We start from the raw sequence: 20,410 nt of genomic DNA, 5'->3' as shown, positions 1-20,410 counted from the left end.
AGGTGAAAACGAGGACGCCATGACTCTCCGCACGCCTCTCTGCGACATGCTCGGCATCGACTATCCCATCATGCTCGCGGGTATGGGCGGCGTGTCTTACGGCGAACTGGCCGCAGCCGTTTCTGAGGCCGGAGGGTTCGGCACCCTCGGCATGGCGGGGCGCTCCGCCGAAGAGATCAAGCATGAGATGAAAGTCGTGCGCGATCTGACCGACAAGCCGTTCGGCGTCGATCTGCTCGCCGCGGTGCCACAATCGCTGGAGGCGACCGCCGATATCATCATCGAGGGCGGCGCGAAGGCGTTCATCTCCGGCCTCGGCGTGCCGCCGCCGCATCTGGTGAAGAAATTCCACGACGCGGGCCTGAAAGTCATGAACGTCAACGGCACGGTCAAGCATGCGCGCTCGGCCGAGGCCGGCGGGCTCGATGCCGTGGTGGCGCAGGGAACGGAGGCCGGCGGCCATACGGGCCGCATTGCCGGCATGGCGCTGATCCCGCAGATCGTGGACGCGGTGAAGATCCCGGTGATCGCGGCGGGCGCCATCGTCGACGGGCGCGGTCTCGCTGCGGCGCTGGCGCTGGGCGCGCAGGGCGTGTGGATGGGAACGCGCTTCATCGCGGCGACCGAGGCGCATGCCGGCGGGCTCTACAAGCAGGTCATCGTGGATGCGACCGACGAGGACACGATCATCACGCGGTCCTATTCCGGCAAGCCGATGCGGGTGTTCAGGAACGAATGGGTCGCGGACTGGGAGAAGCGGCCGCAGGACATCAAGCCGTTCCCGGCGCAGGCGATCCTCTCGAGCCAGGCGGGCGTGATGGGCGGCATCGGCGGCCAGATCGAGGGGCTGTCGCGCGAACGCTCGGCCTTCGCCATCGGCCAGGGCGCCGGCGCCATCCACGACGTCAAACCCGCTCGCGAAATCATCGCCGGCATCATGGCCGAAGCCGAAGAGGTCATCGCGCGCATGGCCGCACTCGCCAAAGTCGCGGCCAAAGCCTGACGCGGGTTTCATTTGCACGATATTTGATCGAATGTTCTTCGATCTTTGCTTTGACTATGATCGCAGCGCATGAGCCAATCCACCCCACAATTTGAGGGGGATTCGCCATGACGGTCCTGTTCGACGTACCCGGTACTTCGCGTCGCGTCTTCCTGGGCACCGCCGCCGCGGCCGCGGGTTCGGCGCTGCTGCCCGCCATCGCGGCGCCCGCAGCGAAATACACCCGCTACAACGCCACCAGCCCGCAGGGCCGCGCCATGCTGGTGAGCTATGAGCGTGGCGTGCGGAATTTGCTGAAATACGATGCCGGCGACAGCCGCAACTGGTTCCGCAATGCCTTCATCCACGCGATGGACTGCCCGCACGGCAATTGGTGGTTCTTCACCTGGCACCGTCCCTTCGTCGGCTATTTCGAGCAGACGGTGCGCGACGCCTCGGGCAGTCCCAATTTCGCCTTTCCCTATTGGGACTGGACGGCGGAGGCGCGGATTCCCGAAGGCATGTTCTCCGGCGCGCTCGATCCGACGAGCGGGTTCTTCAATCCTTATATTTCGACCTTCGAGACGTTTTTCGAATACCTCAATCCGGCGATGACGGACTATTGGAAGACGCTGTCGCCGGCGCAGCTTGCGCAGCTCCAGACGCGCGGGATGCCGACGCTCGCATCGCTGTGGCAGCAGGTGAAGGATTTCGAGCAGAGTGCGATGTACGCGCAGACGCCTTATGCGCGCTACCTGACCAAGGCCAATCCCTGGCTGGACGACAAGACCAAGGTGACGGTGTCGCTGCCGACGATCCTGAAGGGGTTGGCGCCGAATACGTTCGATACGTTCAACTCGAACGAGACGCCGTCGCACAACACCGCGCCGAGCGGGACGACGGTGTTCGCCATCCTCGAAGGCCAGCCGCACAACAAGACGCACAACAATATCGGGGGCGTCGGCCACATCCCGAACGACCAGTATCTGAAATTCGGCTACATGGCCGACAATTTGTCGCCGGTCGATCCGGTGTTCTTCCTGCACCATTCCAACATGGACCGGCTGTGGGATGTGTGGACGCGCAAGCAGCAGGCGCGCCGCCTGCCCTGGCTGCCGACCGGTGCGCAATTCCGGACCTTCGCGACGGAGCCGTTCCTCTTCTATGTCGACCGCATGGGCAAGCCGGCGCCGCGGCGGACGGCCGGCGAGAGCATTCCGATCGGCGATTTCGACTATGCCTATCAGCCCGGGTCCGGCGAGCAGAGCGTCACGCCCGTCGCCGCCGCGGTGGCGGCGCTGAAGCCCTTCGTCGGCGCGGTGAGCGCCGGCGCCGGTGCGGTGTCGGTACCGCAGAACCTGCTGCAGGGCGGCACGCTGGTCGCTTCGATCACCATCCCGCATCCGATGTCGGGCGCGGCGCCGCGCGACTACGACGTGCTGGTCAATGCCCCGCCCGGGACGACGCATGTCGAGGCCGACAGCCCTTACTACGCCGGAACCGTGTCGTTCTTCGGCTTCATGGCCGGCATGATGGCGATGGACGTGACGTTCCAGGTGCCGCTCACCAGGCTGCCGGCCGCCGCGAAAGGCAAGGCACCGGGCGATCTCGTCTTCACCGTCGTGCCGTCCTATGCCTCGCCCAATCTGCGCGCCACCGCGCTCGGGCAGAACGGCCCCGCGCCTTTGCTCAAGGCGGTGTCGGTCGCGGTCTCGCCCTGACAATGCGTATTGCTGCTGCCGCGCTCGCGCTGTTCGCCCTTCTGGGACAGCCCGCGAGCGCGGCGGCGGCGCGCGTCGTCACGATTGCCGTGCCGCGCACAGTCCCGGCGAGCGAGAACCTGGTCCTGCGCGTGCGGGCCGGCGTGCTGCCGCGCGGCGCCGAGATCGACGTCTATGGCGAGGGCGCATTGCTGGGCACGGTGTCGCCCTTCGCGGTTCGCGGTGGGCAAGGGGCCGGCACCTATACGATCCCCCTGCCCGACCGGTTGGCGCGTCGCGGACGGGTGACGATCCGGCTGGTGCTTACGGAGGCCGGCGCGCCGCCCCGCGCGCCGACGAGACGCGAGTTGCGCGGCGTGGCGCTTGTCGCCATCGGCGCAACGCACTGAGCGTCAGAAGATCTTCGTGGCGACGTGAACGAGGACCGCCAGGCCCGAGCCGGCGATGGCGATGCCGGAGATACGGTTGATCAGCGCCATGGTGTGATCGTTGATGCTGGCGTGGAACAGGCCGACGATTGCCGTCAGGATCAGCCACCACAGGGTCGAGCCCACCGCGACGCCGATCACGACGAAGGACGCGGAGGCGATGGAGGGATGGCCGCCGGCCAGGCCGCCGAGGCCCGCGATCAGCGCCGCGAAGCCGAGCAGCGTCGCGGGGTTGGTGATGGTCAGCGCGAAGGTGGATGCCACCGCGCGGAACAGGGTGGACGCGCCTTTTTCCTTGGCGGCGAGCTTGTCGTCGAGCCGCGCCTCGACCTTGGCCAGATAGGTATGGACGCCGAAATAGACCAGCATCGCACCGCCCGCGAGCTCGATGATCGAGGAATAGCCCTCGATGAGCTGCGCCACCGCGGTCAGGCCGAAGGCGGTGACGATGGCGAACACGGTGTCGCCGGCCGCAGCGCCCAGCCCGGACATGAATCCGTTGAGCGGACCGAAGGCGAGCGTGCGCCGGATGCAGATCAGATTCACGGGCCCGATCGGGACCGCAACGAAGAGCCCGATCACGATCCCGGAGACGCCGAGGACGATATAGTCCATCCGAACCGCGCGCTAAATTTCGACGACCAGGCGGCCGCGGATTTTTCCGCTAAGGATATCCTCCGCCGCCTGGCGCAGACCCGAGAACGGGATCGAGTGTGTCATCGCGGCAAGCCTGGCCGGATCGAGATCCTTGGCCAGCCGCTCCCATGCCTGGATTCGCCGCGGCTTGGGCATCTGCACCGAGTCGATCCCGAGCAGGGAGACGCCGCGCAGGATGAAGGGCGCGACGCTGGTCGGCAGGTCCATGCCGCCGGCGAGGCCGCAGGCCGCCACTGCGCCCTGATACGATGTCGCCGCGATGACATTGGCGAGCGTCTTGGAACCGACACTGTCGACGCCGCCGGCCCAGCGCTCCTTGGCGAGCGGGCGCGGATCGCCCGAGAGTTCGGCGCGCGGCATGATCTCGCTGGCGCCGAGTTCCTTCAGATAGTCCGCTTCCTCGGGCCGTCCCGTCGAGGCGATGACCTTGTAGCCGAGCTTGGCCAGCACCGCGACCGCGACCGAGCCGACGCCGCCATTGGCGCCGGTCACCACCACGGCACCCTTCGCGGGCGTCACATGCGCGTCTTCCAGCGCCAGCACGCAGAGCATCGCGGTGTAGCCGGCGGTGCCGATCGCCATCGCCTGCGCCGGCGTGAACGCCTTCGGCAGCGGCACCAGCCAATCGCCCTTGACCCGCGCCAGCTCGGAATAGCCGCCATAATGCGTCTCGCTGAGGCCGAAGCCGTTCAGCACGACCTTGTCGCCCGGCTTGAAGTCGGGATGGGACGATTCCTCGACCGTGCCGGCGAGATCGACGCCCGGGATCATCGGGAATTTGCGCACCACGGGCGAGCGGCCGGTGAGCGCGAGCCCGTCCTTGTAGTTCACGGTCGAATGCGACACGGCGACGGTGACGTCGCCTTGCATCAGATCGTCCGGCGTCAACTCGACGTCCTCAACGGTCTGCCTGTCGCCGTCCTTGCGCAGCAGGACGGCCTTGAACCGGCTCTTCATTGGTCGTTGCCCACCTGGATAATGTTGATCGGCACGCCACCCGAATTCGCGCGCGCCGTCAAGGCGTTGCCAGGGGTAGCACCATCTGCTGGGCGCTCGCCCGGGCGATCAGAGTCTTGTCCGCCTCGCGGTAGAAATCGGCTTCGACCGCGATGAGCGACTTGGTGTGGGCGGTGACGCGCGCCTCCATCAGCAAGGGATGGGCGCGGCCGACGCGCAGGAACTGCACCTGCAGATTGATCGTGCGGAACATGCTGCCTTCCGGGATCACGGTCATGGCCGCGAAGCCCAGGAGCTGATCGGCGAGCGCGGCGATACAACCGCCGAACAAGGTGCCGTCGTCGTTCAGCATCTCCGCATCCGGTTCCCAGCGCTTGCCGACCCATCCTTCGTCCCAGGCATCGAGCGTTCCCAGCCGCATCGTCTGGATCACCGGCGGCGGATCGTCCTTGCCCGAGATCAATGCGTCCAGCCGCTCGGTCGCCCAGGTCATGCCGGCTCCAGCGTCTCGCCGAAGCGGATCGGCTTGCCGAGGCCGCCGGCGACCAGCGCGCGGTCGCGCATCACCGTTTGGCCGCGGACGATCGTCGCCAGCGCCCAGCCGGTGGTCTGCATGCCGTCGAACGGCGTCCAGCCGCATTTGGAGGCGATCCAGCTGTTCTCGATTTTGTGCCGGGCCTTGAGGTCGACGATGGTGAAATCGGCGTCGAAGCCGCGCGCGATGCGGCCCTTGCCCGCGATGCCGAAGATGCGCGCCGCGCCGGTGCTGGTCAGGTCGATGAAGCGTTCGAGAGTCATCCGGCCGGCGGCCACATGGTCGAGCAGGATCGTTACCAGAGTCTGCACGCCCGGCATGCCGGACGGCGTGTCGGGATAGGTCTTGTCCTTCTCGGCGCGGGTATGCGGTGCGTGGTCGGAGCCGATGACGTCGATCACGCCCTGGTTCACAGCCTCCCACAAAGCGGCGCGATGCGACGCGTCGCGGATCGGCGGGTTCATCTGCGCATAGGTGCCGAGGCGCTCGTAACATTCGGGCGCGGCGAGTGTCAGATGTTGCGGCGTGGTCTCGGCGGTGCAGATTTCCTTCGCACCGGCCAGCAGCGGGATTTCGTCGGCAGTGGTCACATGCAGCACATGCAGGCGGCGGCCGGCGGCGCGCGCGAGGCGGATGACGCGCTCGGTCGACTTGCGGGCCGCTTCGGCGTCGCGCCACACCGGATGGCTGCGCGGATCGCCGGGCAGCGCGAGATGCTTGCGGGATTTCAGACGATCCTCGTCCTCCGAATGCACCGCGACCCGGCGGCGGCCGGCACGCAGCATGGCGGCGATGTCGCTCTCATGGTCGAGCAGCAGCGTGCCGGTCGAGGAGCCGAGGAACGCCTTCACGCCGGCGACGCCCGGCATCCGCTCCAGTTCCGCCAGCGCGCCGATATTGGCCGGCGTGGCGCCGATATAGAACGCATAGTCGCAATGCATGCGGTTCGCGGCGCGGGCGAGCTTGTCCTCCATTGCGGCGCGGGTGGTGGTCGGCGGGTTGGTGTTGGGCATCTCGAAGACGCCGGTGACGCCGCCCAGCACCGCCGCACGGCTGCCGCTCTCCAGATCTTCCTTGTGCTCGTTGCCGGGCTCGCGGAAATGGCACTGGCTGTCGATCACGCCGGGCAGGACGTGGAGGCCCTTGGCCTCGAACACTTCCGCCGCCTTGGCGCCGGCGAGCGAACCGATGGCGGCGATCTTGCCGCCGACAACGCCGACATCGCCCCCGGCGAGGCCGTTGGGCGTGGCGACAACCCCGCCGCGGATAAGGAGATCGAAGGTCTGAGACATGGGCAAGGCGTATCCCTTCCGCCCTTCCCTTGGCAACCTTGCCGGTCCCCACTACTTCTTACGCCATGCCCATCGCCCTTCTCGAGGACCGTGCCGTCATCGCCGTCGCCGGACCCGAGGCGCGCGGCTTCCTGCAGGGGCTGATCACCAACGATGTCGAGCGGCTGCAGCCGGGAACCGGGCTCTACGCCGCGCTGCTGACCCCCCAGGGCAAGATTTTGTTCGACTTCTTCCTGGTCGAGGGCGACGGCGCGATCCTGATCGATTGCCACGCCGCGGCGCGCGACGCGCTGCTCAAGCGGCTGACGCTGTACAAGCTCCGCGCCAAGATCGTGCTGGAGGCGCGCGACCAGCTTGCCGTGCTGGCCGAATGGGACGGCGCGGAGGCGAAATACGCCGTCGCCTATCCTGATCCGCGCCTCGCCGCGCTCGGCCGCCGCGCCGTCATCGCCCGGGGCGAGATGCGCCAGGACCTGCTTCCGACCGCCGCCTACCACGCCCATCGCCTTGCCCTGGGCGTGCCCGAGGCGGGCGATTTCGGCTCCGACCGGATGTTCGCGCTCGACGCCGACCTGGACGAACTCCACGCGGTGGATTTCACCAAGGGCTGCTATGTCGGCCAGGAATTGACCGCGCGGATGAAGCATCGCGGCACGGCGCGCAAGCGGCTCCTGCCGCTGAAAGGCGAGCCCGGCGCGGCGGTGAGCGCCGGCGGCAAGGACATCGGCGAGGTCGTCTCGGCGGACTTCGCCCTCATCCGTCTCGACCGTCTGGAGGAGGCCGGGGACGCTCCTGTCACAATTGGCAGCAGCGTGGTCGAATTGACCAAGCCCGCCTGGCTTTTCGCTTGACGGCGTAGGCGCGAAAGCTTCTCGTTTGCCACGCGATCTTCGAGGGGATTTCGACAATGCTCCATCATGTCTCGGTCGGCGTCGCCGATTTCGACCGCGCCGCGAAGTTCTACGACGCGGTGCTGGCGGCGCTGGGCTTCAAGCGCGTCGCCGATTTCTCGCCGCATGCGATCGGCTATGGCGAGGCCTATCCCGAGTTCTGGATCGGCGCGCCGCATGACGGCAAGCCCGCCAGCGCGGGCAACGGCACCCATCTCGGCTTCGCCGCGCGGACCAAGGCGCAGGTGAACAAATTCCATGCCGTCGCGCTCGCCCAGGGCGGCGGCAATGACGGCGAGCCCGGTCCGCGTCCGGACTACGGCCCCGACTATTACGGCGCCTTCGTCTTCGATCTCGACGGCAACAAGATCGAGGCGACGCTGCGACCCGCCCCGGCGGCGCCTGCCAAGGCCCCCAAGAAGAAAGCCAAGAAGGCGGTCAAGAAGAAGGCCGTGAAAAAGGCAGCCAAGAAAGCCGTGAAGACAAAGGCAAAAAAGAAGAAGAGCCGCCGTTGAGCGACCTCGTCCGCTGCGGCTGGGTGGGCAAGGAACCGATCTATTCCGTCTATCACGACGAGGAATGGGGCGTGCCGGAATACGATCCGCGCGCGCTCTACGAGAAGCTGGTGCTGGACGGCTTCCAGGCGGGGCTGTCCTGGATCACCATCCTGAAGAAGCGGGAGAATTTCCGCGCGGCGTTCGACAAATTCGACCCGGAAAAGGTCGCCCGCTACGGCAAGCGCGAGATGAACCGGCTGCTCAAGAACGAGGGGATCATCCGCTCCGAGGCCAAGATCAAGGCGGCGATCAAGGGCGCCCAGCTCTGGCTCGACATCCAGGAGAAGGAGCCCGGCGGCTTCACCGAATTGATCTGGAAGCATGTCGACGGCAGGCCGAAACAGAACGGCTTCAAGACCCTCAAGCAGATCCCGCCCCAGACGGCGATGAGCCAGGGCCTGTCCAAGGAACTGAAAAGCCGCGGATTCAACTTCGTCGGCCCGGTGATCGTCTATGCCTTCGCCCAGGCGGTGGGGATGGTGAACGACCATGTCGTCACCTGCTACCGCCACGGGCCGGTGGCGAAGCTGGGCAAACATGCGCCGCACTAGCCTTCTCGCGCGTTTCTCTGACAGGATGTGACCCGAGGAGAATGCGCATGCCGGCAACGGCCGTCTACAATGTGGCGATGACGCCGGGCGATGCGTTCGAATATACGCGCGGTGCCCTGCAGGCCGCCGGCGCGGTCCTGGGCGCGCAGACGCCGCCGACCAATCTCGACTTCGCGCTGACCCGCAAGGATGCCGACACCGGCTCGATGGAGGTGACCATGCCCGGCCGGGCGGTGGTCGCGGCGGCGCCGGACGGGGCATCTACCGTCACGCTGGCGATCGAGCCGGCGACGCAGTTCGTGGTCTATGCGCTCGGCATCGGGCTGGTCGCATTGGTGTTCGGCGGCTTCTTCTTCGGCAGCCTGAGCGGGCTATGGTTCCTGATCGTGATCGCCGCCGAGGGCTATCTGTTCTGGAGCGTGTTCAACAAATGGCCGGCCGACACGCTGGCGCGGATCGGGGTGAAGATGACGGCCTCGCCCAGCGTCGCCGGCGGCGCGCCGGTGGTGCAGCCCGCGGCGCCGTTCTTCTCGCCGCCGTCCCCCGCTGGACCGGTCGCGCCCTCGCCTGCCGCCGCCAAGGCCGCCGACATCGCCGAGCAGATCCGGCACCTCGCCGAACTGCGCGACCAGGGGCTCCTGACCCAAGCGGAGTTCGACGCGAAGAAGGCGGAACTGCTGGCGCGGATATAGGGCGAAGGATTTTCGACCATTCCAGACTGTCATTCCCGCGTAGGCGGGAATCCATGCTTGGCAGTGCGCCCAGTCCTCTGGATGCCCGCCTGCGCGGGCATGACAGAATGTCTTGAGGTCAGCCGACCGTGAAGGTCTGCCGCAGGCGTTCGATGCCGGAGCCGCCGATATAGGACTCCTCCGTATACGGCCGTTCGCCGATCACGCGCCGCCAGAAAGCCACCGCGGCCTCATTCGTGCGGTATTGCGTCAGCTGCCAGGAGCCGGGGAAGCGTTCGAGAATCGCCCGCGCGAATTGGAGCGCCGCGCCCGTGCGGCGGCTTTCCGGGAAGCTGTAGAACTCGGCCATTTCGGTGACGCCGTCCAGGCGATGCACCAGCGCGAAGGTGACGCGCCTGCCGTCGACCACGGCCCAGAAGGGATGACGGTTGGGCTCGCGCCAATAGAGATCGAAATACGGATATTCGAAAACGCCGTCCACGCGCTCATGCGTGCCGTAGCGGGTCAACTCCTGCGCATAGTCCTGGAACCTGTCCCACAACAGCGCCTTCTCGCTCTCGAGAACCGGCACGATTGCGACGGACATCAGCCGCGCCCGCGATAGGGCGCCACGCCGGTCTCGGGCAGCCACACGTCGGACGGCAACCTGCCGCTCTGCCAGAACACGTCGATCGGGATGCCGCCGCGCGGATACCAGTAGCCGGCGATGCGCAGGAAGCGCGGCTTGATCGCGCCGGCGATGCGCTTGCCGATATAGACCGTGCAATCCTCGTGGAACGCCGCGTGGTTGCGGAAGCTGAACAGGAAGAGCTTCAGCGATTTCGATTCGACGATCTTCGCGCCGGGCACGTAATCGATCACAAAATGGGCGAAATCCGGCTGGCCGGTCACCGGGCAGAGCGAGGTGAATTCCGGCGCCGTGAAGCGCACGAGGTAAGCCTCGCCGGCCTGCGGATTGGGAACCGCTTCCAGGACCGCCGCGTCCGGCGAGGCCGGAACCGGCACCGAACGGCCCAGCTGGGTAAGCTTTTTCGCCATGGCCAAGGCTTTGGCAGCCCCATGAATTTCCGTCAAGAAATCCTTTTATGCGTTAATGTCATCTTGAATTCGCTTCCGGCAATATCGAAGTTCGCGAGGGGGCGCGCAGGGCTAAGGCATGGAAATCTTGGATTCGGTCTGGGCGACGATCAAACGCCTCCTCGGTGTGGAGGACGGCAAGGGCGTGGCGCGTGCGGTGCTCGAACCCATCGCCATCGTCGCCATCACCTTCGCCTCCACCACCGCGATCGCGCAGCCCTTCTATGTGCCGTCGGGCTCGATGCAGCCGACGCTCGCCATCGGCGATGCCTTCGTCGCGGCGAAATATCCCTATGGCTACAGCCGCTATTCGGTGCCGTTCGGCTTCGGCCCGGCCTCCGCCGGGCGGCTGCTGCAGACGATGCCCAAGCAGGGCGACGTCGTGGTCTTCCGCCTGCCGCGCGATCCGAAACAGACCTACATCAAGCGCGTCATCGGCCTGCCCGGCGATCGCGTGCAGATGCTCGACGGGCATTTGTGGATCAACGGCAAGGCGCTGGCGCTGCGGGCGAACGGTTACGGACAGGTCGAAGACGAGGACGGCACGATCCGCCAGGTCCCGCGCTTCATCGAGACGATGCCGAACGGCGTGTCGCATCCGATCTTCAAGTGGAACTGGGAAGGACCCAAGGACAACACCGACGTCTATGTCGTGCCGCCCGGCCATCTCTTCATGATGGGCGACAACCGCGACAACTCGCAGGACAGCCGGTGGTCCGAGGCCGAACTCGGCGTCGGCTTCGTGCCGGTGGAGAACCTCGTCGGCCGCGCCGAATTCGTCGTCGGCTCCTACGACTTCCTCAACGCGCACGCGGTCTGGACGTGGCTCGGCGAGTTCCGCCTGTCGCGCGTGTTCAACAGCGTCAACTGACCCGTCATGGCCGGCCGCGAGCCGGCCATCCGAAACGACTCATTTGCGCCCGCGGGCGCGATGGATGGGCGGGTCAAGCCCGCCCATGACGGGTGGAGGCTACTTCGGCTTGCGGATCTGCTCGCGCAGCGGGGCCAGCGCGGTCGACCATTTGTGCAGCTCGTTCAGCACCGCGGCGACGCCCTGCAGGTTGAGATCGTTGGCCTCGAACTTGCCGTCCTTGATCTGGGCGAAGACGTTCGGCAGCGCCACGCCTTCCGGAATCGGCATCATCTTGAGCGTGGAGACATGGCTCCGCGCCACCTGTGCCGACCGCAGTCCGCCGGACACGCCGCCATAGCTGACGAAGGCGGCCGGCTTGTACTGCCATTCCCAGAACAGGTAGTCGACCGCGTTCACGAAGGCCGGCGGCGGCATGTAGTCGTATTCCGGGATCACGAAGACGAAGGCGTCCGCGGCGTCGACGCTGGCCGACCACTTCCTGGTGTGCGCGTGCTCGTATTGCCGGCGCATCGGATGGTGCGGCTCGTCATAGAGCGGCAGCTCGAAATCCGCGAGGTCGACCAGATGCGCGTCGAAATTGCCGTGCGCCTTCGCGGCGGCATGGAACCACTGGGCGACGATCGGTCCCTGGCGGCCGGGACGGGTCGTGCCGATGACGGTGTGAAGCTTCAAGGCCATGGTCTGCTCCTGCTGGCGGTATCGTTCGGTTGTATGGTATCAAAAGGTAACTGGAGCTAGGATGGTTCCTGGCCGAATGTCTTGCAAGAAGGCACGCTCATGAAACAGGGGCACATCCATGACACCGGCGACTGCCGCGCCGTTTCCGGCGTGCTCTCCCGGATCGGCGACAAGTGGTCGGTCCTGATCGTCAGCCGGCTCGGCGACCGCGCCATGCGGTTCAGCGAGCTGAAGCGCGACATCGGCGGGATTTCCCAGCGCATGCTGACCCTGACCTTAAGAGGCCTGGAGCGCGACGGCTTGGTCACCCGTACCGTTTTTATGACGATTCCGCCGCGCGTGGACTACGCGCTGACGGCGCTCGGCCGCTCGCTGCTGGTGCCGGTCAGCGCCCTGGGCGCCTGGGCGCTCGCCAATATCGGCAAGATCGAGAATGCGCGCGCGAAATTCGACGCGGCGGCGCCGCGTCCAACCCCGAAGATCGCGGTCAGGCCGGGATCGCTAGCCCGCCCAGCTCGCGTCGAAGGCGCGGACGAACGGAAGCGACTGCGCGGCTGATTCGCGGCGGCGGCGCTGTTCCTCGGCCACAGCGACGTCCAGCATGAGGGTCACGAAGGTGCGGTTGCGCTCGGCGAAGTCGCGCTCGTCGCCGAGCAGCGGCCACAGGCTGGCCTGCATGAAAGCGTCGAGCTCCTCGCCCCAGCGCGCGCCGTCTGAGCCGTCGAGCAGCTTGGCGCGGCGATGCGCCAGGACCGCGATGTGGGGCGCGATCAGCTCGCGCATTTCCGCCTCGAAGGCCCGCCAGCCCTCGGCTTCGAAGTCCACGCCCTGAACGAGAAAGCCCACGACCTGCTTGAAAGCACCCAGAACCCGTTCCTGCATGGCTTTGCGCCTCTGCCCCACACTGGCAGCATGCGCCGCGCGCGTTAATTTCGGGCTGACAGGACTGGTTAGGAAAGGTTGAAACAATAGAAAGACATCCGGCCCCGTTCAGAGGCGCAGCAGTCCTTCGACGTCCCGGCCGCCATAGAAGATGCGGACGATCGTCACTTCGGATTTGAGGACGCGAAACACGATCGTCGCCCGGCGTTCGAATCCCATCGTTCGCAGGCCTGGTTCGATATCGTCGCGCCGCGTGCCCCTCTGAGGGAAATTTTCCAGCGAAAAGCAGGCCGCTTCGATGCGTTCGATATAGCCGCCGGCGATCTTCGCGCCCGCCTTGTCGGCGATGTATTCGTACAGCTCGATCAGGTCGGCTTCGGCAAGCGGACGAAAGACAACCCTATGCGGGCTCACGCTTGGCCTTCGACCTGCGCGCGTGACGCTTGCGCAGGCGGTCGAACACGGTGCTTGCCGGGATGCTGGGGCGCGGGTCGTTCAGGGATTCCGCGACCTGTTGCTTGAGCCAAGCATTGACGGCCGCATCCTCGCGGTCCAGCGCACGGACCGCGGCGCGCAAAACTTCGCTGGCGGAGGCGTAGGCGCCGCTGTTCAAACGCGCCTCCACGCTTCTGTGAAGATCGCCGAGCGTGACGGTGATCGGCCGGCTGGTGCGCGCCATTCTGAGCTCCTATATGACGGTGTCATACTACGGCCATGCCCCTTGCACGCAAGCCGATTGCTCCGGGGCGGCGATTTATGCGCCGCCCTATGGGCCGGTTCCGGCCCGCGACACCACGGCTAGTGGCACATTGTTGCGCGCGGGAAGGTCGCGTGCTAACTGCTTCGCGCGCGTGGGGACTCGCCCGTGTGCGGCGTAATTTCATAAGCGAATTCAAGAGCTTAAACGGCCGGCGCGATACGCAAAAGCGCCAAGGGTTAAAGGGCGAACGTGGCTACGGAACAGCAGCACGAAACCGGCATCGCGGGACGCTACGCCACCGCCATTTTCGAACTGGCGGAGGACAGCCGATCCATCGCCGCCATCGAGAAGGATTTCGCCGTCCTGCGCGAGCTGCTGGCGGAAAGCTCCGACCTCACCCGCCTCGTGCGCTCGCCGGTCTTCGCGAGCGACGACCAGGCCCGCGCCCTGAAGGCCGTGCTCGAACGCATCGGCGCCAGCGATCTCGGCACCAAATTCGTCCTCGTGCTGGCCGCCAAGCGCCGGCTGTTCTACCTGTCCGACATCATCAAGAGCTTCGAGCGCATCCTCGCGGCGCGCCGCGGCGAGGTGCAGGCGCAGGTGACATCGGCCCGCAAGCTCAACGATGGCGAGACCGCCGAGCTGAAGGCGGCGCTCAAGGGCAAGCTCGGCCGCGAGCCGCGGCTCGAAACCAAAGTCGATCCCACCCTGCTCGGCGGCCTCGTCGTGAAGGTGGGCTCGCGCATGATCGACACATCGCTCCGCACCAAGCTGAACGGCATCCGTGCGGCCATGAGAGGTAACTGACAATGGATATCCAGCCCGCGGAAATCTCCGCCATCCTGAAGCGTGAGATCGCGAATTTCGGCGCCGAAGCGCAGGTCAGCGAAGTCGGCCAGGTCCTCTCGGTCGGCGACGGCATCGCGCGCGTCTACGGCCTCGACAACGTCCAGGCCGGCGAGATGGTCGAGTTCCCGGGCGGCATCAAGGGCATGGCGCTGAATCTCGAGAACGACAATGTCGGCATCGTGATCTTCGGCAACGACTCCACGATCAAGGAAGGCGACACCGTCAAGCGCACCGGCGCCATCGTGGACGTGCCGGTCGGCAAGGGCCTGCTCGGCCGCGTGGTCGATCCGCTCGGCAATCCGATCGACGGCAAGGGTCCGATCGATCCGGCCGGCATCGCCGAGCGCCGCCGCGTCGACGTGAAAGCGCCGGGCATCATCCCGCGCAAATCGGTGCACGAGCCGGTGCAGACCGGCCTGAAAGCCATCGACTCGCTGATCCCGGTCGGCCGCGGCCAGCGCGAGCTGATCATCGGCGACCGCCAGACCGGCAAGACCGCCGTCGCCGTCGACACCATCATCAACCAGAAATCGGTCAACAAGACCGGCAGCGAGAGCGAGAAGCTCTATTGCATCTACGTCGCCATCGGCCAGAAGCGTTCGACCGTGGCGCAGATCGTGCGCACGCTCGAGGACGCCGGCGCGATGGACTACACCATCGTCGTCGCCGCGACCGCGTCCGAGCCGGCGCCGCTCCAGTTCCTCGCGCCGTTCTCCGGCTGCGCCATGGGCGAGTGGTTCCGCGACAACGGCATGCATGCCGTGATCGTCTATGACGACCTTTCCAAGCAGGCCGTCGCCTATCGTCAGATGTCGCTCCTGCTGCGCCGCCCGCCGGGCCGCGAAGCCTATCCGGGCGACGTCTTCTACCTGCACAGCCGCCTGCTGGAGCGCGCCGCCAAGCTGAACGAGGACAACGGCTCGGGCTCGCTGACGGCGCTGCCGATCATCGAGACCCAGGCCAACGACGTGTCGGCCTATATCCCGACCAATGTGATCTCGATCACCGACGGCCAGATCTTCCTGGAAACCGACCTGTTCTATCAGGGCATCCGCCCGGCGGTGAACGTCGGCATCTCGGTGTCGCGCGTGGGCTCGTCGGCGCAGATCAAGGCGATGAAGACCGCGTCCGGCCCGATCAAGTCCGAGCTCGCGCAGTACCGCGAGATGGCGGCCTTCGCGAAATTCGGCTCCGATCTCGACGCCTCGACCCAGAAGATGCTGGCGCGCGGCGAGCGGCTGACCGAGCTGCTCAAGCAGCCGCAATACAAGCCCTTCGCGGTCGAGGAGCAGGTGGTGGTAATCTATGCCGGCACGCGCGGCTTCCTCGATCCGATTCCGGTGAACAGGGTCGGTGCCTATCAGGAGGCGCTGCTGTCGAAGCTCAAGGCCTCGCGGCCCGAGATTCTCGACGGCATCCGCACCGGCAAGGCGCTGACGCCCGAACTGGAAGGCAAGCTCAAGGATGCGCTCGCCGACTTCGCCAAAACGTTCGTGGCGTAACGCACAAGGCTGATTTTCCATGGCATCCGTCAAGGAAATGCGCACACGGATCGGAAGCGTGAAGTCCACGCAGAAGATCACCAAGGCGCTGCAGATGGTGGCGGCGGCGAAGCTACGCCGCGCCCAGGCCGCTGCGGAAAGCGCGCGCCCTTACGCTCAGCGCATGGCGGCGGTGATCGCCAACCTGGCGGCGGGCGTCTCCGGCGCCGACGCGCCGCTGCTTTTGGCCGGCAACGGCAAGGACCAGCGCCATCTCTTCATCGTGGCGACCTCCGACCGCGGCCTCGCCGGCGGATTCAATTCGGGCATCGTGCGCGCGGCGCGCGAGCGCATCGCCCGGCTGCTGGATGAGGGCAAGGACGTCCGCATCATCACCATCGGCCGCAAAGCGCGCGACCAGCTGCGCCGGCAACACGCCGCGCGCTTCGTGGAGAACTACGAGGTCGGGACGAAGGCGCCGGATTTCGCGCTGGTGCGCCCGATCGCCAAGAAGATCATCGACATGTACCTGGCGGGCGAGACCGATGTCGTGACGCTGGTGTCCAGCCGCTTCAAGTCGGTCGTGACCCAGACGCCGACCGCGCGTCAGCTCATCCCGGCGGCCGTGGACGCGAATGCCGGCAGCGCCGCGTTCTACGAATACGAGCCCGATGAATCCACGATTCTCGAAGCGCTGCTGCCGCAGAACATCGCCGTGCAGCTCCTGACCGCGCTGCTCGAGAACCAGGCTGGCTTCTTCGCCTCGCAGATGACCGCGATGGACAACGCGACCCGCAATGCCGGCGACCTCATCAAGGCGCTCACCATCAAGATGAACCGTACCCGTCAGGCACAGATCACCAAGGAGCTGATCGAGATCATCTCCGGTGCATCCGCCGTCTGACGCGCGAGGGAGCAGGAACAAGGTAAACGCCCAATTCGCCCCATCGTCATGAGCCGCGCCTAGCCTAAACTGGCGGCGCTGCGGGGGCAGACGGGATGAATTGGCGCGAGAGACTGGGAAGGGTCGTCCGATTCTTCCGCGAAATCTTCGGACGGCGGTCGCGCGTTGCGGCGCTCCCGCCGCCGAACACGATCGACGCGGTGGCCGTGGAGATCGTGGAGCAGAAAGACCCGGTCCCGATCGAACCGATCGGGGCCTAAGAGACCGAAGTGAAGGAAAACGTCATGAATGCCGTGACCCCGAATGCCAAAGGCCGTCTCTCCCAGGTGATCGGCGCCGTCGTCGACGTCGAGTTCGACGGCGAGCTGCCGGCGATCCTGAACGCGCTGGAGACGACGAATGTCGACGCCAAGACCGGCAAGCCGGTCCGCCTGGTGTTCGAGGTCGCCCAGCATCTGGGCCAGAACACCGTCCGCGCCATCGCGATGGATGCGACCGAGGGCCTGGTGCGTGGCGCCGAAGTCACCGACACGGGCAAGCCCATCCGCGTGCCGGTCGGCCCGGCCACGCTCGGCCGCATCATGAACGTCATCGGCGAGCCGATCGACGAGGCCGGCCCGATCGCCGAGACCCATATGGCGCCGATCCATCGCGAGGCCCCGAGCTTCTCCGAGCAGGCGGGCACCGCCGAAGTGCTCGTCACCGGCATCAAGGTCATCGACCTGCTCTGCCCCTACACCAAGGGCGGCAAGATCGGGCTGTTCGGCGGCGCCGGCGTCGGCAAGACCGTGACGATGCAGGAGCTGATCAACAACATCGCCAAGGCCTATGGCGGCTATTCGGTGCTGGCCGGCGTCGGCGAGCGCACCCGCGAGGGCAACGACCTCTATCACGAGATGATCGAGTCGAATGTGAACATCGACCCGAAGAAGAACAACGGTTCGACGGAAGGCTCCAAGTGCACGCTGGTCTACGGCCAGATGAACGAGCCGCCGGGCGCCCGTGCCCGCGTCGCGCTGACCGGTCTCGCCCAGGCGGAGTATTTCCGCGACGTCGAAGGCAAGGACGTGCTGCTCTTCATCGACAACATTTTCCGCTTCACCCAGGCCGGTTCCGAAGTGTCCGCCCTGCTCGGCCGCATCCCGTCCGCGGTGGGCTATCAGCCGACCCTGGCGTCGGAGATGGGCGCGCTGCAGGAGCGCATCACCTCGACCGACAAGGGTTCGATCACCTCGGTGCAGGCGATCTACGTGCCGGCCGACGACATGACCGATCCGGCGCCCGCGACCTCGATGGCGCATCTGGACGCGACCACGGTTCTGTCGCGCGACATCGCGGCGCTCGCGATCTTCCCGGCGGTGGATCCGCTCGACAGCACCTCGCGCATCATGGACCCGAACGTGATCGGCGAGGAGCACTACACCGTCGCCCGCCGCGTCCAGGAAGTGCTGCAGCAGTACAAGGCGCTCAAGGACATCATCGCCATCCTGGGCATGGATGAGCTGTCGGAAGACGACAAGCTGGTCGTGGCCCGCGCGCGCAAGATACAGCGCTTCCTCAGCCAGCCCTTCCACGTCGCCGAGGTGTTCACCAACCTGCCCGGCGTGTTCGTGAGCCTGGAAGACACGATCCGCTCCTTCAAGGCGATCGTCGACGGCCTGCACGACGACCTGCCCGAGCAGGCGTTCTACAACGTGGGCACGATCGAGGACGCGGTGGCCAAGGCCAAGAAGATGGCGGCGGACGCTTGAGGTCCGCGAATAGCGAATAGGGAGTAGCGAATAGGGAAAGAAGCGGAGGCGACTACTCGCTATTCGCTACTCGCCATTCGCTAATTTTACATGGCCGATAAGATTGCCTTCGACCTGGTCTCGCCGGAGCGGCTCCTGCTCTCCGACACCGCCGACATGGTCACCGTGCCGGCGACCGAGGGCTATATGGGCGTGATGGCCGGCCATGCGCCGGTGATCACCACCCTGCGCCCCGGCATGATCGACATCCTCAAGGACGGGGCGGACACCCGCTTCTTCGTCCGCGGCGGTTTCGCCGAGATCGGCGCCGAGAAGATCACGGTTCTCGCCGAGGAAGCGATCCCGATGACGGAAATGGCTTTGCCGGTGCTCGACCAGCGCATCCGGGACACCGAAGAAGACCTGATCGCCGCCGGCACCGAGGCCGAGAAAGCGCGCATCGCCGAAGTGCTCGACGACCTCAAGATGGTCCGCGCCGCGTTCTAGAGGCCGGTCCGGACTGGCAGCGCCCTCCCTTTCGGGTGCGGCAGGCGGACAAGCACCTGATTCGGCGGACTTTTACCCGCGGATAGGGCGCGACTGTGGGTTCCCACTCGGCAACCGGTTTTGATATAGTGCGTTGACGGGGTCGGAAGACCCACCATGGGGCATGCAGGCGAATGACGGAAGCAACCGTCTACAAACAGGGCTGGACGCTGGACGATATCCGGTGGGACCGCTTCGACGCCGCGAAGACCACGCCGCGCATGGTCGCGGCCATCAAGGCCGCCGCCCTGGTCGAAATGAATGCGCCCGACTACGTCACTTACCTGAAGCGGGTCTTCAAGGACGCCGGCCCCGAGATCCATGCCGCCATCGAGCAATGGGGGTGCGAGGAGAGCCAGCACGGCCGCGCCCTCGGCCGCTGGGCCGAGATGGCGGACTCCAGCTACAAGGTTGCCGACGCCTTCGCCCGCTTCCGCGCCGGCTACAAGCCGGAGCACTTCCAGGACGACGACGGCGCGTCGATCCGCGGCAGCCGGCGCGGCGAGATGATCGCGCGCTGCGTCGTGGAGAGCGGCACCTCGACCTATTACACCGCCATCAAGGACGCGACCGAGGAGCCGGTGCTCAAGGAGATCGCCGGCCGCATCGCCGCCGACGAGTTCAGGCATTACAAGCTCTTCTTCGAGACTCTTCACGCCCAGGATGAGCCGGATCTGCCGTTCTGGAAGAAGATCTCGGTCGCGGCGGGGCGCATCACCGAGTCGGACGACGACGAGATCGCCTACGCCTATTATTGCGCCAATATTCCGCCGGGCGAGACGGCGCGCACGCCCTACCGGCGGTCCCATCACGCCAGGGTGGCGGCCGGCATCCTCAACACGATCTACCAGCGCCATCACGTCCAGAAGCTGGTGCAGATGGTGGCCAAGGCCGTGGGCGCCGCGCCGCACGGTGCCTTCGCCCGGGTCGCCGGCGCGGTGCTGTGGCGCTTCCTGCGCCTGCGCGCCGGGCTGCGTCCCGCCGCGGCCTGACGCCAAGGGTCGCTATTCGACTGCGTTCAGAAAATCGTCATGGGCGGGTTTGCCCCGCCCATCCATCCGGCGCGCGCCGGAAAGACTCTCATGCGCCCGCAGACGCGGGCGCGATGGATGGGCGCCTCAAGGGCGCCCATGACGGTTTTAGAATAAGGCTCCGATTGAGCAGGTCGCTAATGCAGCGTCTCGTCCGGCTTGACGATCTTGAGATGGGTCGGCCTGGGCTTGGGCGCGGGCGGTTTCGGCTGCCGGCGGCGTAGCCAGATCGTCGCGGCGATCATCGCCGCCAGCACGATCAAGGGCCAGCGCAACTGATAGAGCAGATAGAGCCCGATGCCGTTCGGGCCGAAGACCAGCGCCAGGCCCAGCGAACTGCCGAAGGCGATCAGGACGATGACCGCGACGAGACGCCGGGTGCGGGCCGTCACCGCG

General features: G+C 66.3%; 26 protein-coding genes. 15 read left to right on the top strand and 11 right to left on the bottom strand.

Annotated features, from left to right (window positions below):
• The first annotated feature begins 19 nt into the window (after positions 1-19).
• From WDN01_05965 to WDN01_05955, 3 genes are all read left to right on the top strand, one after another.
• On the top strand, positions 20-1,003 hold the full coding sequence (locus WDN01_05965; GenBank protein MEJ0025557.1) for a nitronate monooxygenase family protein: 984 nt from the start codon (positions 20-22) through the stop codon (positions 1,001-1,003).
• A gap of 107 nt (positions 1,004-1,110) precedes the next feature.
• A complete protein-coding gene (locus WDN01_05960; protein ID MEJ0025556.1) occupies positions 1,111-2,703 on the top strand; it encodes a tyrosinase family protein in 1,593 nt (530 codons plus the stop codon).
• A gap of 2 nt (positions 2,704-2,705) precedes the next feature.
• On the top strand, positions 2,706-3,092 hold the full coding sequence (locus WDN01_05955; protein MEJ0025555.1) for a hypothetical protein: 387 nt from the start codon (positions 2,706-2,708) through the stop codon (positions 3,090-3,092).
• A 3-nt stretch (positions 3,093-3,095) separates the two neighbouring features.
• Here WDN01_05955 and WDN01_05950 read toward each other — a convergent pair whose 3' ends face one another.
• From WDN01_05950 to WDN01_05935, 4 genes are read right to left on the bottom strand one after another with little or no spacing between them, the layout of a single operon-like run.
• Positions 3,096-3,746 (bottom strand): LysE family transporter, encoded by a 651-nt coding sequence (locus tag WDN01_05950; protein ID MEJ0025554.1) that lies wholly within the window; start codon positions 3,744-3,746, stop codon positions 3,096-3,098.
• 12 nt (positions 3,747-3,758) lie between these two features.
• Positions 3,759-4,745, bottom strand: a complete 987-nt coding sequence (locus WDN01_05945) for an MDR family oxidoreductase (GenBank protein MEJ0025553.1) — start codon at positions 4,743-4,745, stop codon at positions 3,759-3,761.
• 58 nt (positions 4,746-4,803) lie between these two features.
• Positions 4,804-5,238: a PaaI family thioesterase gene (locus WDN01_05940; protein MEJ0025552.1), complete on the bottom strand. Its 435-nt coding sequence runs from the start codon at positions 5,236-5,238 to the stop codon at positions 4,804-4,806.
• Entirely contained in the window at positions 5,235-6,572 is a 1,338-nt protein-coding gene (locus tag WDN01_05935; protein MEJ0025551.1) for a dihydroorotase, read from the bottom strand. Before WDN01_05935 ends, WDN01_05940 begins: the two co-directional genes overlap by 4 nt.
• Positions 6,573-6,637: 65 nt before the next feature.
• On the opposite strand from WDN01_05935, the gene WDN01_05930 reads away from it, so the two are divergent.
• From WDN01_05930 to WDN01_05915, 4 genes are read left to right on the top strand one after another with little or no spacing between them, the layout of a single operon-like run.
• Positions 6,638-7,423, top strand: coding sequence for a hypothetical protein (locus WDN01_05930; protein MEJ0025550.1), 786 nt, complete (start codon positions 6,638-6,640; stop codon positions 7,421-7,423).
• Between the two features lie 56 nt (positions 7,424-7,479).
• The gene (locus WDN01_05925; protein ID MEJ0025549.1) at positions 7,480-7,977 is read left to right on the top strand and encodes a VOC family protein; all 498 of its coding nucleotides are present in this window, start codon (positions 7,480-7,482) and stop codon (positions 7,975-7,977) included.
• Positions 7,974-8,570: a DNA-3-methyladenine glycosylase I gene (locus WDN01_05920; protein ID MEJ0025548.1), complete on the top strand. Its 597-nt coding sequence runs from the start codon at positions 7,974-7,976 to the stop codon at positions 8,568-8,570. Before WDN01_05925 ends, WDN01_05920 begins: the two co-directional genes overlap by 4 nt.
• A 47-nt stretch (positions 8,571-8,617) precedes the next feature.
• Entirely contained in the window at positions 8,618-9,262 is a 645-nt protein-coding gene (locus WDN01_05915) for an SHOCT domain-containing protein (protein MEJ0025547.1), read from the top strand.
• Positions 9,263-9,380: 118 nt separating this feature from the next.
• On the opposite strand, the gene WDN01_05910 is transcribed toward WDN01_05915, so the two are convergent.
• Complete coding sequence (locus tag WDN01_05910; GenBank protein ID MEJ0025546.1) at positions 9,381-9,848, bottom strand: GNAT family N-acetyltransferase; 468 nt, start codon at positions 9,846-9,848, stop codon at positions 9,381-9,383.
• On the bottom strand, positions 9,848-10,300 hold the full coding sequence (gene queF / locus WDN01_05905; protein MEJ0025545.1) for a preQ(1) synthase: 453 nt from the start codon (positions 10,298-10,300) through the stop codon (positions 9,848-9,850). Before queF ends, WDN01_05910 begins: the two co-directional genes overlap by 1 nt.
• A gap of 118 nt (positions 10,301-10,418) precedes the next feature.
• On the opposite strand from queF, the gene lepB reads away from it, so the two are divergent.
• Complete coding sequence (gene lepB, locus WDN01_05900) at positions 10,419-11,210, top strand: signal peptidase I (protein MEJ0025544.1); 792 nt, start codon at positions 10,419-10,421, stop codon at positions 11,208-11,210.
• 99 nt (positions 11,211-11,309) lie between these two features.
• Here the strand turns inward: lepB and WDN01_05895 are convergent, their stop codons facing one another.
• Positions 11,310-11,891, bottom strand: a complete 582-nt coding sequence (locus WDN01_05895; GenBank protein ID MEJ0025543.1) for an NAD(P)H-dependent oxidoreductase — start codon at positions 11,889-11,891, stop codon at positions 11,310-11,312.
• A gap of 99 nt (positions 11,892-11,990) precedes the next feature.
• Here WDN01_05895 and WDN01_05890 point away from each other — a divergent pair, with 99 nt between their 5' ends.
• A complete protein-coding gene (locus WDN01_05890) occupies positions 11,991-12,449 on the top strand; it encodes a helix-turn-helix domain-containing protein (protein MEJ0025542.1) in 459 nt (152 codons plus the stop codon).
• On the opposite strand, the gene WDN01_05885 is transcribed toward WDN01_05890, so the two are convergent.
• The 3 genes from WDN01_05885 to WDN01_05875 all read right to left on the bottom strand — a co-directional run bounded on the left by WDN01_05885 (position 12,393) and on the right by WDN01_05875 (position 13,452).
• Positions 12,393-12,773 carry a hypothetical protein gene (locus WDN01_05885; GenBank protein ID MEJ0025541.1) on the bottom strand — a complete coding sequence of 127 codons (381 nt, stop codon included), beginning with the start codon at positions 12,771-12,773 and terminating at the stop codon, positions 12,393-12,395. The genes WDN01_05890 and WDN01_05885 overlap by 57 nt on opposite strands.
• 108 nt (positions 12,774-12,881) lie before the next feature.
• The gene (locus tag WDN01_05880; protein MEJ0025540.1) at positions 12,882-13,187 is read right to left on the bottom strand and encodes a type II toxin-antitoxin system RelE/ParE family toxin; all 306 of its coding nucleotides are present in this window, start codon (positions 13,185-13,187) and stop codon (positions 12,882-12,884) included.
• Positions 13,174-13,452, bottom strand: a complete 279-nt coding sequence (locus WDN01_05875) for a type II toxin-antitoxin system ParD family antitoxin (protein MEJ0025539.1) — start codon at positions 13,450-13,452, stop codon at positions 13,174-13,176. Before WDN01_05875 ends, WDN01_05880 begins: the two co-directional genes overlap by 14 nt.
• A 270-nt stretch (positions 13,453-13,722) precedes the next feature.
• On the opposite strand from WDN01_05875, the gene WDN01_05870 reads away from it, so the two are divergent.
• The 6 genes from WDN01_05870 to WDN01_05845 all read left to right on the top strand — a co-directional run bounded on the left by WDN01_05870 (position 13,723) and on the right by WDN01_05845 (position 19,975).
• Complete coding sequence (locus tag WDN01_05870; protein MEJ0025538.1) at positions 13,723-14,280, top strand: F0F1 ATP synthase subunit delta; 558 nt, start codon at positions 13,723-13,725, stop codon at positions 14,278-14,280.
• A 2-nt stretch (positions 14,281-14,282) separates the two neighbouring features.
• The gene (gene atpA / locus WDN01_05865) at positions 14,283-15,824 is read left to right on the top strand and encodes a F0F1 ATP synthase subunit alpha (protein ID MEJ0025537.1); all 1,542 of its coding nucleotides are present in this window, start codon (positions 14,283-14,285) and stop codon (positions 15,822-15,824) included.
• Between the two features lie 19 nt (positions 15,825-15,843).
• On the top strand, positions 15,844-16,707 hold the full coding sequence (locus WDN01_05860) for a F0F1 ATP synthase subunit gamma (GenBank protein MEJ0025536.1): 864 nt from the start codon (positions 15,844-15,846) through the stop codon (positions 16,705-16,707).
• A gap of 284 nt (positions 16,708-16,991) precedes the next feature.
• Complete coding sequence (gene atpD, locus WDN01_05855; GenBank protein ID MEJ0025535.1) at positions 16,992-18,458, top strand: F0F1 ATP synthase subunit beta; 1,467 nt, start codon at positions 16,992-16,994, stop codon at positions 18,456-18,458.
• A 90-nt stretch (positions 18,459-18,548) separates the two neighbouring features.
• Entirely contained in the window at positions 18,549-18,944 is a 396-nt protein-coding gene (locus tag WDN01_05850; GenBank protein MEJ0025534.1) for a F0F1 ATP synthase subunit epsilon, read from the top strand.
• A 173-nt stretch (positions 18,945-19,117) separates the two neighbouring features.
• Complete coding sequence (locus WDN01_05845; protein MEJ0025533.1) at positions 19,118-19,975, top strand: ferritin-like domain-containing protein; 858 nt, start codon at positions 19,118-19,120, stop codon at positions 19,973-19,975.
• A 176-nt stretch (positions 19,976-20,151) separates the two neighbouring features.
• Here WDN01_05845 and WDN01_05840 read toward each other — a convergent pair whose 3' ends face one another.
• Positions 20,152-20,406 (bottom strand): hypothetical protein, encoded by a 255-nt coding sequence (locus WDN01_05840; protein ID MEJ0025532.1) that lies wholly within the window; start codon positions 20,404-20,406, stop codon positions 20,152-20,154.
• Positions 20,407-20,410 lie beyond the last annotated feature (4 nt).

Source organism: Rhizomicrobium sp. (genome assembly GCA_037200985.1).
In the GTDB taxonomy this organism is placed as follows: Bacteria; Pseudomonadota; Alphaproteobacteria; order Micropepsales; family Micropepsaceae; genus Rhizomicrobium.
This window is presented reverse-complemented; position numbering and strand designations above follow the sequence as displayed.